Source organism: Massilia violaceinigra, from assembly GCF_002752675.1.
In the GTDB taxonomy this organism is placed as follows: domain Bacteria; phylum Pseudomonadota; class Gammaproteobacteria; order Burkholderiales; family Burkholderiaceae_D; genus Telluria_A; species Telluria_A violaceinigra.
Map to the genome: position 1 here is coordinate 983,147 of NZ_CP024608.1, position 12,522 is coordinate 995,668.

Annotated in this window: 11 protein-coding genes; 8 read left to right on the plus strand and 3 right to left on the minus strand. The window is 62.8% G+C overall.

Annotated elements, in window-relative coordinates; translation table 11 throughout:
* Positions 1–107 precede the first annotated feature (107 nt).
* The 5 genes from CR152_RS04515 to CR152_RS04535 all read left to right on the plus strand — a co-directional run bounded on the left by CR152_RS04515 (position 108) and on the right by CR152_RS04535 (position 6,205).
* Positions 108–2,210: a cytochrome c biogenesis protein ResB gene (locus CR152_RS04515; RefSeq protein ID WP_099873855.1), complete on the plus strand. Its 2,103-nt coding sequence runs from the start codon at positions 108–110 to the stop codon at positions 2,208–2,210.
* A 36-nt stretch (positions 2,211–2,246) separates the two neighbouring features.
* Positions 2,247–3,425: a c-type cytochrome biogenesis protein CcsB gene (gene ccsB / locus CR152_RS04520; RefSeq protein WP_099873856.1), complete on the plus strand. Its 1,179-nt coding sequence runs from the start codon at positions 2,247–2,249 to the stop codon at positions 3,423–3,425.
* Positions 3,426–3,512: 87 nt separating this feature from the next.
* A complete protein-coding gene (gene msrP / locus CR152_RS04525) occupies positions 3,513–4,493 on the plus strand; it encodes a protein-methionine-sulfoxide reductase catalytic subunit MsrP (protein ID WP_099873857.1) in 981 nt (326 codons plus the stop codon).
* 5 nt (positions 4,494–4,498) lie between these two features.
* Positions 4,499–5,119: a protein-methionine-sulfoxide reductase heme-binding subunit MsrQ gene (gene msrQ / locus CR152_RS04530; protein WP_099873858.1), complete on the plus strand. Its 621-nt coding sequence runs from the start codon at positions 4,499–4,501 to the stop codon at positions 5,117–5,119.
* 42 nt (positions 5,120–5,161) lie between these two features.
* Positions 5,162–6,205 carry an Rpn family recombination-promoting nuclease/putative transposase gene (locus tag CR152_RS04535; RefSeq protein ID WP_099873859.1) on the plus strand — a complete coding sequence of 348 codons (1,044 nt, stop codon included), beginning with the start codon at positions 5,162–5,164 and terminating at the stop codon, positions 6,203–6,205.
* 17 nt (positions 6,206–6,222) lie between these two features.
* Here CR152_RS04535 and lysA read toward each other — a convergent pair whose 3' ends face one another.
* Together lysA and lptM are read right to left on the minus strand one after the other, a co-directional pair.
* Positions 6,223–7,500, minus strand: coding sequence for a diaminopimelate decarboxylase (lysA, locus tag CR152_RS04540; RefSeq protein WP_099873860.1), 1,278 nt, complete (start codon positions 7,498–7,500; stop codon positions 6,223–6,225).
* 3 nt (positions 7,501–7,503) lie between these two features.
* Positions 7,504–7,686, minus strand: a complete 183-nt coding sequence (gene lptM, locus CR152_RS04545; RefSeq protein ID WP_208640068.1) for an LPS translocon maturation chaperone LptM — start codon at positions 7,684–7,686, stop codon at positions 7,504–7,506.
* A gap of 41 nt (positions 7,687–7,727) precedes the next feature.
* Between lptM and cyaY the strand changes: the two genes are divergently transcribed.
* Entirely contained in the window at positions 7,728–8,054 is a 327-nt protein-coding gene (gene cyaY, locus CR152_RS04550; protein ID WP_099873861.1) for an iron donor protein CyaY, read from the plus strand.
* 21 nt (positions 8,055–8,075) lie between these two features.
* Here the strand turns inward: cyaY and CR152_RS04555 are convergent, their stop codons facing one another.
* On the minus strand, positions 8,076–10,427 hold the full coding sequence (locus tag CR152_RS04555) for a penicillin-binding protein 1A (RefSeq protein WP_099873862.1): 2,352 nt from the start codon (positions 10,425–10,427) through the stop codon (positions 8,076–8,078).
* Between the two features lie 351 nt (positions 10,428–10,778).
* Between CR152_RS04555 and CR152_RS04560 the strand changes: the two genes are divergently transcribed.
* Together CR152_RS04560 and CR152_RS04565 are read left to right on the plus strand one after the other, a co-directional pair.
* Positions 10,779–11,852: a pilus assembly protein PilM gene (locus CR152_RS04560; RefSeq protein WP_099873863.1), complete on the plus strand. Its 1,074-nt coding sequence runs from the start codon at positions 10,779–10,781 to the stop codon at positions 11,850–11,852.
* Positions 11,852–12,505 carry a PilN domain-containing protein gene (locus CR152_RS04565; protein WP_099873864.1) on the plus strand — a complete coding sequence of 218 codons (654 nt, stop codon included), beginning with the start codon at positions 11,852–11,854 and terminating at the stop codon, positions 12,503–12,505. The genes CR152_RS04560 and CR152_RS04565 overlap by 1 nt, the downstream gene beginning before the upstream one ends.
* Positions 12,506–12,522 lie beyond the last annotated feature (17 nt).

Below are 12,522 nucleotides of genomic sequence, written 5' to 3' on the forward strand. Positions count from 1 at the left end.
CGCGGACCTGCCAGAGAAATCAGAGGGCGGCGGCGCGCAAGCGGGCTGCCCTTTTTGTTGGTATCCTCGCGGGTTATGTCGTGCCTGCACATAGGGATCTGTAGAGAATGAGCACCACCGGAATAGTTCTGAACACGCGCCGCCCCATCCTGGACGAGGCAGTCGAGCTGGTCTCGTCGATGCGCTTTGCCATCAGCATGCTCACCATCATCGCGATTGCCTCGATGATCGGCACGGTCCTGACGCAAAACCAGCCCATGCCCAATTACGTCAACCAGTTCGGTCCGTTCTGGTTCGATGTATTCAACAAGCTCGGCCTGTACGCGGTGTATTCGGCCTGGTGGTTCCTGCTGATCCTGGTATTCCTGATCATCTCGACCTCGCTGTGCATTGTGCGCAACGCGCCGAAAATGATCAAGGACATGCGCAGCTGGCGCGAAAACGTGCGCGAAACCTCGCTGCGCAACTTCCACCACAAGGCCGAGTGGAGCGCGCCGCTCTCGCGTGCCGAGCTTGCCCGCCAGAGCGCCGCGCGCCTGGTCGACGCCGGCTACGCGGCCAAGATCGTGGAAAAGGAGAACGGCACCCTGGTCGCGGCCAAGAAGGGCGCGGCCAACAAGTTCGGCTATATCTTCGCGCACAGCTCGATCATCATCATCCTGGTCGGCGGCATGCTCGATTCGGACATTCCTATCCAGTTCCAGGAATGGTTCCTGGGCAAGAAACCCTTCGTGGGCGGCGGCCTGATTTCCCAGATTCCCGCCGAGAACCGCCTGAGCTTGAGCAACCCAACTTACCGCGGCAATACCCTCATCCCCGAAGGCCAGTCGAGCGATATCGCCATCATTGCGCGGCCGGACGGCTCGCTGCTGCAGCCGCTGCCGTTCACAATCGAGCTCAAGCGCTTCATCATCGATTTTTATTCGACCGGCATGCCCAAGCTGTTCGCCAGCGAAGTCATGATCCGCGACCACGAAACCGGCAAGACCTTTCCGGCCACGATCAAGGTCAACGAACCGCTGATCTACAAGGGCGTGGCGGTGTACCAGTCGAGCTTCGAAGATGGCGGCAGCAAGCTCAAGATGCTGGCCTACCCGATGAGCGGCACCGACAAGGCTTCCTTCGCCATGGATGGCGAAGTGAACACGTCCACGCCGCTGGCGCGCGGCGGCGAGCAATACACGGTCGAGTGGAGCGGTTTCCGCCCGTTCAACGTCGAAAACACGGCCGGCAACCAGGATGTGCGCGCGGTCACCAAGGGCCAGAGCCTGAACGAGGAGTTCGCCGCGACGCTGTCGAAGTTTTCGGGTTCGGCCGGCAAGAATGCCAATAACAAGGACTTGAAGAACGTCGGCCCGAGCGTGCAGTACAAGCTGCGCGACAAGACCGGCCAGGCGCGCGAATACCAGAACTACATGCAGCCGGTGACGGTCGACGGCGCCGAAGTGTTCCTGGCCGGCGTGCGCGCCTCGCCCAACGATCCGTTCAGCTACCTGCGCATTCCGTCCGACGAAGCGCACACGGTCAAGGAATGGATGCGCCTGCGCGCGGCGCTGGCCGATCCGGCCCTGCGCGAGCTGGCCGCCGAACGCTACGCGCGCCGCGCCATGCCGGCCACCAGCAACACCCCGGCGGCCACCTTGGCGCGCCAGCTGCAGGATTCGTCCTCGAAGAGCCTGTCCATCTTCGCCGGCGACGGCAAGCAGGGCGGTTACGTGGCGGTGTCGCGCTTCCTGGAAAAAATTCCTGCCGCCGAGCAGGAAAAGGCCGCCGATATCTTCATGAAGATTCTCAACGGCACCCTGTGGGAATTGTGGCAGGCCGCGCGCGACAAGGATGGCCTGCCCCAGATGGCCGGCGACGACACCCATGCGCGCTTCCTGCAACTGGCCACCAATGCCCTGTCCGACAGCTTCTTCTACGGCGCCCCGGTGTATCTGCAGCTCGACGAATTCGTCGAGGTCAAGGCGTCGGTGCTGCAGGTGACGCGCTCGCCGGGCAAGGCCGTGGTCTATCTCGGCTGCGTGTTCCTGGTGCTGGGCGTGTTCGCCATGTTCTACATCCGCGAGCGGCGCCTGTGGGTCTGGGTGCGCGACGGCGACGATGGCGGCCCGGCGCACGCGCTGATGGCCATGAGCACGCAACGCAAGACGCTTGATTTCGAGCATGAATTTAACGATCTGAAAGCCAAGCTGCCGCAGTTGGCGTAAGCTGTACCGACAGTGTCAGCAGTACTGGAGAACAAGATGGAAGCATCCCAAGCAGCACAAGCAGCACAAGCATCGCAATCGCAGACCTACCGGCAGGCCCCCGGCTATTTCAAGCGTCTCGACCTGTTCGACTGGGCCTTCGCCGCCGTGCTGATGGGCGCGGCCCTGTTCGCGCTGAACCGCTACGGCGCCTATATGGATATCTACGAAAAGGTGATCCTGGTGCTGACCGCGCCCACCTTTGCCGCCCTCGGCTGGCACTGGAAACCGGTACGCTGGCTCATTCCCGTGGTGGCCCTGCTGGCCTTCGCGGCCATTGGCTTGTACGGCGGCAACCTTGAGGCGGCGAACAAGAATTTCTTCCTGAAATACATGCTGTCGAGCCAGTCCGCGATCTTGTGGATGAGCGCGCTATTCCTGTTTTCCACCGTGTTCTACTGGGTCGGGCTGCTCAGCCGTTCGAACTACGGTTCCTCGGTCGGCTCCAAGCTGTGCTGGGCTGCCGTGGTGCTCGGCTGGACCGGGATGATGGTGCGCTGGTACGAGTCGTACCTGATCGGGGCCGACGTCGGCCATATTCCGGTTTCGAACCTGTATGAAGTGTTCATCCTGTTTTCGATGATCACGGCCATGTTCTATCTGTACTACGAACAACATTACGCCACGCGCCAGCTGGGCGCCTTCGTGATGCTGATCATCGGTGCCGCGGTCGGCTTCCTGCTGTGGTACGCCGGCTCGCGCGATGCCGCCGACATCCAGCCGCTGGTGCCGGCCCTGCAAAGCTGGTGGATGAAAATCCACGTGCCGGCCAACTTCATCGGCTACGGCACCTTTGCGCTGGCGGCCATGGTCGGTTCGGCTTACCTGATCAAGTCGCACGGCTACCTGGCGGACCGCCTGCCGGCGCTGGAAGTGCTGGACGACATCATGTACAAGGCGATCTCGGTCGGTTTCGCCTTCTTCACGGTCGCCACCATCCTGGGCGCCCTGTGGGCGGCCGAAGCCTGGGGCGGCTACTGGTCGTGGGATCCGAAGGAAACCTGGGCCCTGATCGTCTGGCTCAATTACGCGGCCTGGCTGCACATGCGTCTCATGACCGGCCTGCGCGGCCGCGTGGCGGCCTGGTGGGCCCTGATCGGCCTCTTGGTGACGACCTTCGCCTTCCTGGGGGTGAATATGTTCCTGTCCGGCTTGCATTCTTATGGCAAACTTTAATTGCTAAAGTGTGATGGGCTGAATACGGCAAGATGGTGTAAGGTAGGTCATCCCTAGCTGAACCATCTGATTTGCCGAAAGACGCCCATGCTGATCAAACGTAGCCCCAACGGTATCGACCTGCCGTTTTCATCCGAAATCACGCCGCAGGCGGTCTACGAATCGCGCCGCCGTTTCATCGCCCAGATGGCGGCCGGCGCCGTCGCCGGCGGTGCCTTGTGGGAAATGGCCAACCGCGAAGCGTTCGCGGCCGCCGCGCCGGCGCAAAAGCTGGTCGGCAAGCTCAATCCCGCCTACGCCGCGCTCGACAAGCAGACCCCGTTCAAGGATGCGTCGACCTACAACAACTTCTACGAATTCGGCCTCGACAAGTCCGATCCGGCCCAGAACGCGCATACGCTCAAGACGCGCCCCTGGACGGTGACGATCGAAGGCGAAGTCAAAAAGCCGATGACGCTCGACCTCGACGCGCTGCTCAAGCTGGCGCCGCTGGAAGAGCGCGTCTACCGGCTGCGCTGCGTGGAAGGCTGGTCGATGGTGATGCCGTGGGTCGGCTATTCGCTCTCCGAGCTGATCAAGAAAGTCGAGCCGACCGGCAACGCCAAATACGTCGAATTCGTCACCCTGGCCGACAAGGCGCAGATGCCGGGCGTGAGCAGCCGCGTGCTCAACTGGCCGTATGTGGAAGGCTTGCGCATTGATGAAGCGAATCATCCGCTGACCTTGCTGACCCTCGGCATGTACGGGCAGACCTTGCCGAACCAGAACGGCGCCCCGGTGCGCCTGGTGGTGCCTTGGAAATACGGCTTCAAGTCGGCCAAGTCGATCGTCAAGATCCGCTTCGTCAAGGACCAGCCGCGCACCGCGTGGAATGTGTCGGCGCCATCCGAGTACGGCTTTTATTCCAACGTCAATCCCGAGGTCGACCATCCGCGCTGGTCGCAGGCCAGCGAGCGCCGCATCGGCGAAGATGGTTTCTTCCAGAAAAAGCGCAAGACGCTGATGTTTAACGGCTATGGCGACGTGGCGTCCCTGTACAGCGGACTCGATCTGAAAAAGAACTTTTAAGCACGATGGCCTTCAATCCCGGTTCAAGGCAACTGTTTGCCATCAAGGCCGCGCTGTTCGCGCTGGCGCTGGTGCCGCTGGCGCGCATGGTGTACCTGACTGTCAGCGGGCAGCTGGTCGAGCCGCTCGAATTCATTACGCGCGGCACCGGCGACTGGGTGCTGTACATGCTGTGCATCACCCTGGCGCTCACGCCGCTGCGGCGCCTGACGGGCTGGAACTGGCTGGTCAGGCTGCGCCGCATGGCGGGGCTGTTTACTTTTTTCTACGGCTGCCTGCATTTCCTCACCTTCCTCTGGTTCGACCATTTTTTCGATCTGGCGGAAATGTTCCGGGACGTCATCAAGCGGCCCTTCATCACGGTCGGCTTCATCGCCTTCGTGCTGCTCATTCCGCTGGCCGTGACCAGCACCAACGGCATGATCAAGCGCCTCGGCGGCAAGCGCTGGCAGTGGCTGCACCGGCTCATCTACCTGATCGCGCCGCTGGCGATCCTGCATTTCTGGTGGATGAAAGCCGGCAAGAACAACTTCACCGAGCCGTTGATTTTCGGCGCCATCGTCGCGGTGTTGCTGGGGCTGCGGGTGTTGTGGAGCCGCCAGAAGGCCGCCGCCGCGCGCGCCTGAGGCAGCGCAAAGGCAGGGCAGGGGCGCTCGCTACAATGCGCCATGCCCACCCCTCACGCCCCTCACGACCTCGGATACCGTTCGCTGTTCGCCCACCCGGAACTGGTGCGCGAACTGATCACGGATTTTACTTCCTTCAAACTGCTTGATGACGTTGCGCTGTCGGCCTTCGAGCGCGTCAATCCGGCGTATGTGAGCGAACGCCTGTCGGCCCGCGAGGATGACATCGTCTGGCGCGTGCGGCTGGGCGACCAGTTTCTTTACGTGTACATCCTGCTGGAATGCCAGTCCGGCGTGGACCGCTGGATGGCCTTGCGCATGCAGACCTACATCGGTTTGCTGTACCAGGATCTGGTCAAGGGCCACGAATTATCGCCGGGCCTGCTGTTGCCGCCGGTACTGCCGCTGGTGTTCTACAACGGCTTGCCGCGCTGGAGCGCCAGCATGGAGCTGGCCGGGCTCCTCATGCAAGCGCCCGCCGAGCTGGCGGCGCTCCAGCCGTCCCAGCGCTATGTGCTGATCGACCAGCAGCGCCTCGACAGAACGGCGCTGGAAGCGAATGCCAGCTTGCTGGCGCTGCTGTTTCGGCTTGAACTTTCAGCCGGTCCCGATGTCTCAAAAAATGTCTTTGCTGCGCTGACGACATGGTTCAACGGAGCCCCCCAGGCCACCCTGCGGCGCTCGGTGCAGGTGTGGATTAACGCATTGCTGGCACGCGGAGCCAGCAAAGAGGAACTGTTCATGGTTGAGAATGTGGAGGAGGGTGCTGACATGGGAGGCAAGCTCGCAACCTGGGCCCGGGAGTTCGAGGAACTCGGCTTTCAAAAGGGGTGTGCGCAAGGTAAGGCGGAAGGGGTCGCGGAAGGGGTCGCGGAAGGCGTAGCGAAAGGTAAGGCCGAAGGGCAAGTCATCGCACTGCGCGATGCGCTCAAAAGCCTGTTGCGCATCAGGTTCGGCGACATCCCGCAACCGGCTGCGCAACGGATTGACCACGCCACGCAGGCAGAACTTGAAGGCTGGATCGAGCGCAGTATCGACTCGCCCAGCTTGCCCGCGCTGTTCGGTCAGGACGCGGCGCCCGCCTGAGCGCACCGCGTCCAGGCTTACTTGAGCATCGATTCCAGGGCGAACAGCTCGGCTGGGTCTTCGCGCCGGCGCACCAGGTGCACCGTGTCGCCGTCGACCATCACCTCGGCGGCACGGCCGCGCGTGTTGTAGTTCGACGACATCGTAAAACCGTAGGCGCCGGCCTGCATGATGGCCAGCAGGGCGCCCTGCGCCACGCTCAGTTCGCGCTCGCGCGCCAGCCAGTCGCCCGACTCGCACACGGGGCCGACCACGTCGTAGCTCACGGCCGGCTGCGTGCCCGCCTGCACTTGCTGCACATCCATCCAGGCCTGGTACAGAGCCGGGCGCATCAGGTCGTTCATGGCCGCGTCGACGATGCAAAAATTCTTTTCGGCGCCCGGTTTCAGGAACTCGACGCGGGTCAGCAGCACGCCGGTATCGCCCACGATGGCGCGGCCCGGCTCGAAAATCACCTTGATCGGAGCGCCGCCGTAGTTCGCCGCGCGCCAGGCATCGATGCGTGCGAACACGCGTCCCAGGTAGTCGCCCACCGGCACCGGCGGCGCATCGCCGGCGGCGCCGTAGTTGATGCCGATGCCGCCACCCATGTCCAGATGGTCGAGCACGATGCCTTCGGCGCCGAGCGCGTCGACCAGTTCGATCAGCTTGTCGAGCGCTTCGAGCAGGGGCGCGTCGTCCAGCAGCTGCGAGCCGATGTGGCAATCGATCCCGACCGGGGTCAGGTGCGGCAGGCCGGCGGCGGTGCGGTAGGTGGCCAGCGCATCGTCGAAGGCCACGCCGAATTTGTTCGCTTTCAGGCCGGTGGCGATGTACGGATGGGTCTTGGCATCCACGTTCGGATTCACGCGCAGCGACACGCGCGCCTGCTTGCCCATGGCGCCGGCCACCTCGTTCAAGCGGTGCAGCTCGGGAATCGATTCGACGTTAAAGCACAGGATATCGTGCGACAGCGCCAGGCGCATTTCGTCGACGGTCTTGCCGACGCCCGAAAAGATCACCTTGGCCGGATCGCCGCCGGCGGCGATCACGCGCAGCAGTTCGCCGCCGGAGACGATGTCGAAGCCGGCCCCGCGGCGCGCCAGCAGGTCGAGGATGGCCAGGTTGGAATTGGCTTTCATCGCATAGCAGACCAGCGCATCGCGCCCGGCGCAGGCGTCGGCGAAGGCGTCGAAGTTCTCCAGCAGCGCCGCTTTTGAATACACATAGGTCGGCGTGCCGAACTGTTCAGCGATGCGGGACAGGGGGGTGCGTTCGGCGTGCAGGACGCCGTCCAGGTGAAAGAAATGCGGCATGGTTTATTGGGCAGCGGGAGAAGAGGGTGGGGGCGGCGTGGTCGGCAGAGCGGCGGCTGCGTTGGCGGGTGCGGCCGGCTTGGCGGGCGGCTTGGGCAGGTACAGCGGACCGGTCTGGCCGCAGCCTGCCAGCAAGCCAAAGACCACGGCGGCGATGCCGATATTGAGCGCAGATGAAGACTTCACGATTAGAATCACGGTTTGATTGGCAGACCTTGGAGTGTAGCATGAGCGAAAAAGAATTTTTGGACCTGGCCGAAACGACCCTGAACAAGATCGAAGCGGCGATGGACCGGCTGAACGACGAGGATGTCATCGATGTCGAGTGCAAGCGCAGCGGCAACGTGCTGGAGATCGAGTTCATCGACAACGGCAGCAAGATCATCGTCAACAGCCAGGCGCCGATGCAGGAACTGTGGGTGGCGGCCAAGTCGGGCGGCTTCCACTACAAGCGCGTCGACGGCGCCTGGATCAACACGCGCGACGGCAGCGAACTGTTCGCCGCGCTGTCGGACCTGGCCAGCGCCCAGGGCGGGGCCCGCGTCACGCTCTGACCCCGGTTCCACCATGCCCGATCAGAACAGTTCGTTCTTGACCGCGTCCTTGACCTTTTCCTCGGCCGGCGTGCCGCGCGCGCCGATGTCGAGGCTCTGCACTCCCGTGCCGGGCGGATTTTCGACATAGTAATAGTCGTCGCCCGCCATCACCAGCCCCTCGGGCACCGCCCGCTCCTCGTTCGGCACGCCCTTGAGCGCCTTTTGCATGTAGCCGATCCAGATCGGCAGGGCCAGCCCGCCGCCGGTTTCCTTGTTGCCGAGGTTTTTCGGCTGGTCGTAGCCGATCCACGCGATCCCCACCAGTTTCGGGGTGTAGCCGGCGAACCAGGCATCGATCGAATCGTTGGTGGTGCCGGTCTTGCCGGAAATGTCGGTGCGCTTGAGCGACAGGGCCTTGGTGGCCGTGCCGAAGCGCACCACATCCTTGAGCATGCTGTCGACCAGGAAGGCATTGCGCGCATCGATCACCCGGTTCGCTTCGTCGCCCGACTTGTCGGGCGTCGCTTGCGACAGGATCTTGCCGCTGCTGTCGGTGACCTTCGAGATCAGGTAGGGGCTGACCCGGAAACCGCCGTTGGCGAACACGGCGTAGGCGCCGGCCAGCTGCAGCGGCGTGGTCGAGCCCGCACCAAGCGCCAGGGTCAGGTAGGGCGGGTTCTTCTCGGACTCGAAGCCGAAGCGGGTCGTGTATTCCTGGCCGTACTTGGCCCCGATCTTGTTGAGGATGCGGATCGAAATCATGTTCTTCGACTTGGTCAGCCCGCGCCGCATGGTCATCGGCCCTTCGTACTTGTTGTCGTAATTCTTCGGCTCCCACGCCTGGCCGCCGGTCTGGCCGGCGTCGAACGAGATCGGGGCGTCGTTGATGATGGTCGCCGGCGACAGGCCGCGCTCCAGCGAGGCCGAATAGATGAACGGCTTGAACGAGGAACCGGGCTGGCGCCACGCTTGCGTGACGTGGTTGAACTTGTTGCGGTTGTAGTCGAAGCCGCCCACCAGCGCGCGGATCGCGCCATCGGTGGCGTCGGCCGCCACGAAGGCCGACTGCACTTCCGGCATCTGCGTGACCGACCAGGCCGTCCCGCCATCCTGGCTGATGCGGATCACCGCGCCGCGCTTGACGCGCCGGTTGGCCGGGGCCTTGCTCGAGAGCCAGTTCTGGGCGAATGCCAGGCCGGTGCCGCTGATCTTGACTTCCTCGCCCGAGGCCGTCACGGCGGTGATGCCGGTGGGCGACGCCTGCAACACCATGGCGGCGATGATGTCGTCGCTGTCGGGGTGCTCGGCCAGTGCGTTTTCGATCGCTTCATCGGCTTCTTCCTTCGCCTGCGGGATCTCGATATACGATTCCGGACCGCGGTAAGGGTGGCGCCGCTCGTACTCCATCACGCCGCGGCGCAGGGCCAGGTAGGCCGCATCCTGGTCGGCCTTGGTGATGGTGGTAAACACGTTCAGGCCGCGCGTATAGGTTTCTTCCTTGAACTGCTCGTACACCAGCTGGCGCGCCATTTCGGCCACGTATTCGGCGTGCACGCCGAATTCGCTGCTGTCGGTCTTGATGCGCAGCGTTTCGGCCTTGGCGGTCTCGAACTGGGGCGTGGTGATGTAGCCCAGCATGTGCATGCGCTGCAGGATGTATTGCTGGCGCGTGCGCGCGCGCTTGGGGTTGACCACCGGGTTGTAGGCCGACGGCGCCTTCGGCAAGCCGGCCAGCATCGCGGCCTCGGCCACGGTGATGTCTTTCAGGTTCTTGCCGAAGTAGATCTGGGCCGCCGAAGCGAAGCCGTAGGCGCGCTGGCCCAGGTAGATCTGGTTCATGTAGACCTCGAGGATCTGGTCCTTGGTCAGGTTTTGCTCGATCTTCCAGGCCAGCAGCACTTCATACGCCTTGCGCTTGAGCGTCTGCTCGCTCGACAGGAAGAAATTGCGCGCCACCTGCTGGGTGATGGTCGAGGCGCCCTGCTTGGCGCCGCCGGTGGCGTTGTGCAAGGCCGCGCGCAGGATGCCGGTGTAGTCGACCCCGCCGTGCTGGTAAAAGCGGTCGTCTTCGATCGCCAGCACCGCCTTCTTCATGACCTCGGGAATATCCTTGATGTGCACCAGGTTGCGCCGTTCTTCGCCGAACTCGCCGATCAGCACATTATCGGCCGAAAAAATCCGCAAGGGCATCTTCGGGCGGTAGTCGGTCAGGGTGTCGAGCGGGGGCAGATTCGGGTAGGCCATGGCCAGCGCGAACACCACGACCAGCAAGCCGATCAGGGCCGTGCCGGTCAGGCTGCCGAGGACAATTAACAACAGTCGCTTGGGCGAGCGCGCGCGGGCAGGGCGCGACGGGGAAGAGGGGTTGGCGTCCGGCTTGGAAGAGCTCATGCGGGTCGAATCTTTCGCTTTATGGGTGCCCCTCATTATAATGCACCGCCACTGCCTGCGGCACATCGCCAACTACTTGCCTTTAGGAACATTTGTGACCCCCGAACAACTGTGATGACCCATAGTTCACAGAGTGTCGCATTCCAGCCCACAGGCATAAAATTTCAAAACAGAAATACCTTTACATGGGATCACGCTTATTGCTACGATTTAATGTACTGCCTTATGTATGGATGCTAAATGGCGGTTTTGTAACAAATTCCCCGCGTCGGGCACTTTCATTTTTGGTTCTGCAAGGCCCGTTTTGCAGCGTAAGCATTGATTATAGGTAGGTAAGGGAGTACGGTCTTGATGGTCAATTTAGGTTCCTTGTTCGGTCAATCCAGCCCGCCTCTGCTCGGCCTGGACATCAGCACGTCCGGCGTCCGGCTGGTTGAGCTGGTCGTGGTCGGCAAAAACGAGCTGCGTCTCGAACGCTATGCGTCCGAACCGTTCCCGCGTGGTGCGGTCGTCGACGGAAACATCGAAAATATCGAGCAGGTATCGGAGGCGGTGCGCCGCGTCTGGAAGAAAAGCGGTACCCGCGTCAAGCTGGTTGCGCTCGGCATGCCGCCGGCCTCGGTGATCACGAAAAAGATCATCCTGCCGGCCGGCATGTCCGAAGACCAGCTCGAAGTGCAGGTGGAGTCCGAAGCGAGCCAGTACATTCCTTTCGCGCTCGACGAGGTCAGCCTCGACTTCGACGTGATCGGACCGGCCGCCAATTCGGTCGACGACATCGACGTCATGCTGGCCGCCTCGCGCAAGGAAAAGGTCGAGGATCGCGTGGCGATTGCCGAAGCGGCCGGCCTGACCGCGGTGGTGATGGATATCGAATCGTATGCGGCGCGCGCCGCGCTCGAACGCGTGACGTCGCAGATGAAGGGTTCCGAAGGCCAGATCGTGGCGCTGTTCCAGATCGGCGCCCAGGTCACCCATATTTCGGTCATGCTCAACGGCGAAACCATTTACGAGCGCGAGCAACCGTTCGGCGGCAACCAGCTGACCCAGGATATCGTGCGCTCGTACGGCCTGTCGTTCGACGAAGCCGACGCCAAGAAGAAAGCGGGCGACCTGCCCGACAACTTCCAGGCCGACCTGCTCGCCCCGTTCCTCGAAAATGCCGCCCTCGAAGTGACCCGCGCGATCCAGTTCTTCTACACCTCCACGCCCTACACCCGGATCGATCAACTGTTCCTGGCCGGCGGCTGCGCGCTCATTCCCGGCTTGCTCGACATCGTGGCGAGCCGTACCAAAATTTCCAGCGCGGTGGTATCGCCTTTCAAAGGCATGTCGCTGGGCCCGTCCGTGCGCGAGCAGCAGCTGCGCACTGAGGCCCCCGCCTACCTTGTTGCCTGCGGGCTGGCCCTGCGGAGGTTTGGCTGATGATCAGAATTAACCTGCTTCCCCACCGGGAAGAAAAGCGCAAGCAAAAGAAGAGTGCCTTTGTCGCCCTGATGGCCTTGTCGGCCGTGCTCGGCGTGCTGGTCGTGTTGGCGGTCGGCGGTTACAACGAGCGCCGCATCTCGATTCAGGAGGAACGCAATGGCGTGCTGAAAGCGGCCATCGTTGAACTCGACAAGAAAATCGTCGAAATCGCCGCCCTGAAACAGGAAATCGAAGCGCTCAAGGCACGCCAGCAGGCCGTCGAAGACTTGCAGGGCGACCGCAACCAGCCGGTCTATCTGCTCGACGAACTGGTCAGGCAGACCCCGCAGGGCGTCTACCTCAAATCGTTCAAGCAGGATGGCCAGCGCGTCACCGTGGGCGGTTTCGCCCAGTCGCAGGAACGGGTTGCCGAATTGCTGCGCAATATCGCCGGCAATTCGCCATGGCTCGAGCGTCCCGACCTGACCGAGGTACGCGCGGTGCAACTGGCGCAGAGTAAAACCGGCAAGAAAGTCGTCGAGTTTTCGCTGAACCTGTACATCAAGCGTCAGCGCGAGAAGGATGAAGCGCTCAAGCCGGGCCAGAAACCGGCCGCCGGCGCCACTGCTGCCGCCCCCGGCTCACCGGTTCCCGCGACAGCGGCCCCCTAGCCAGAACGGATTGAGAG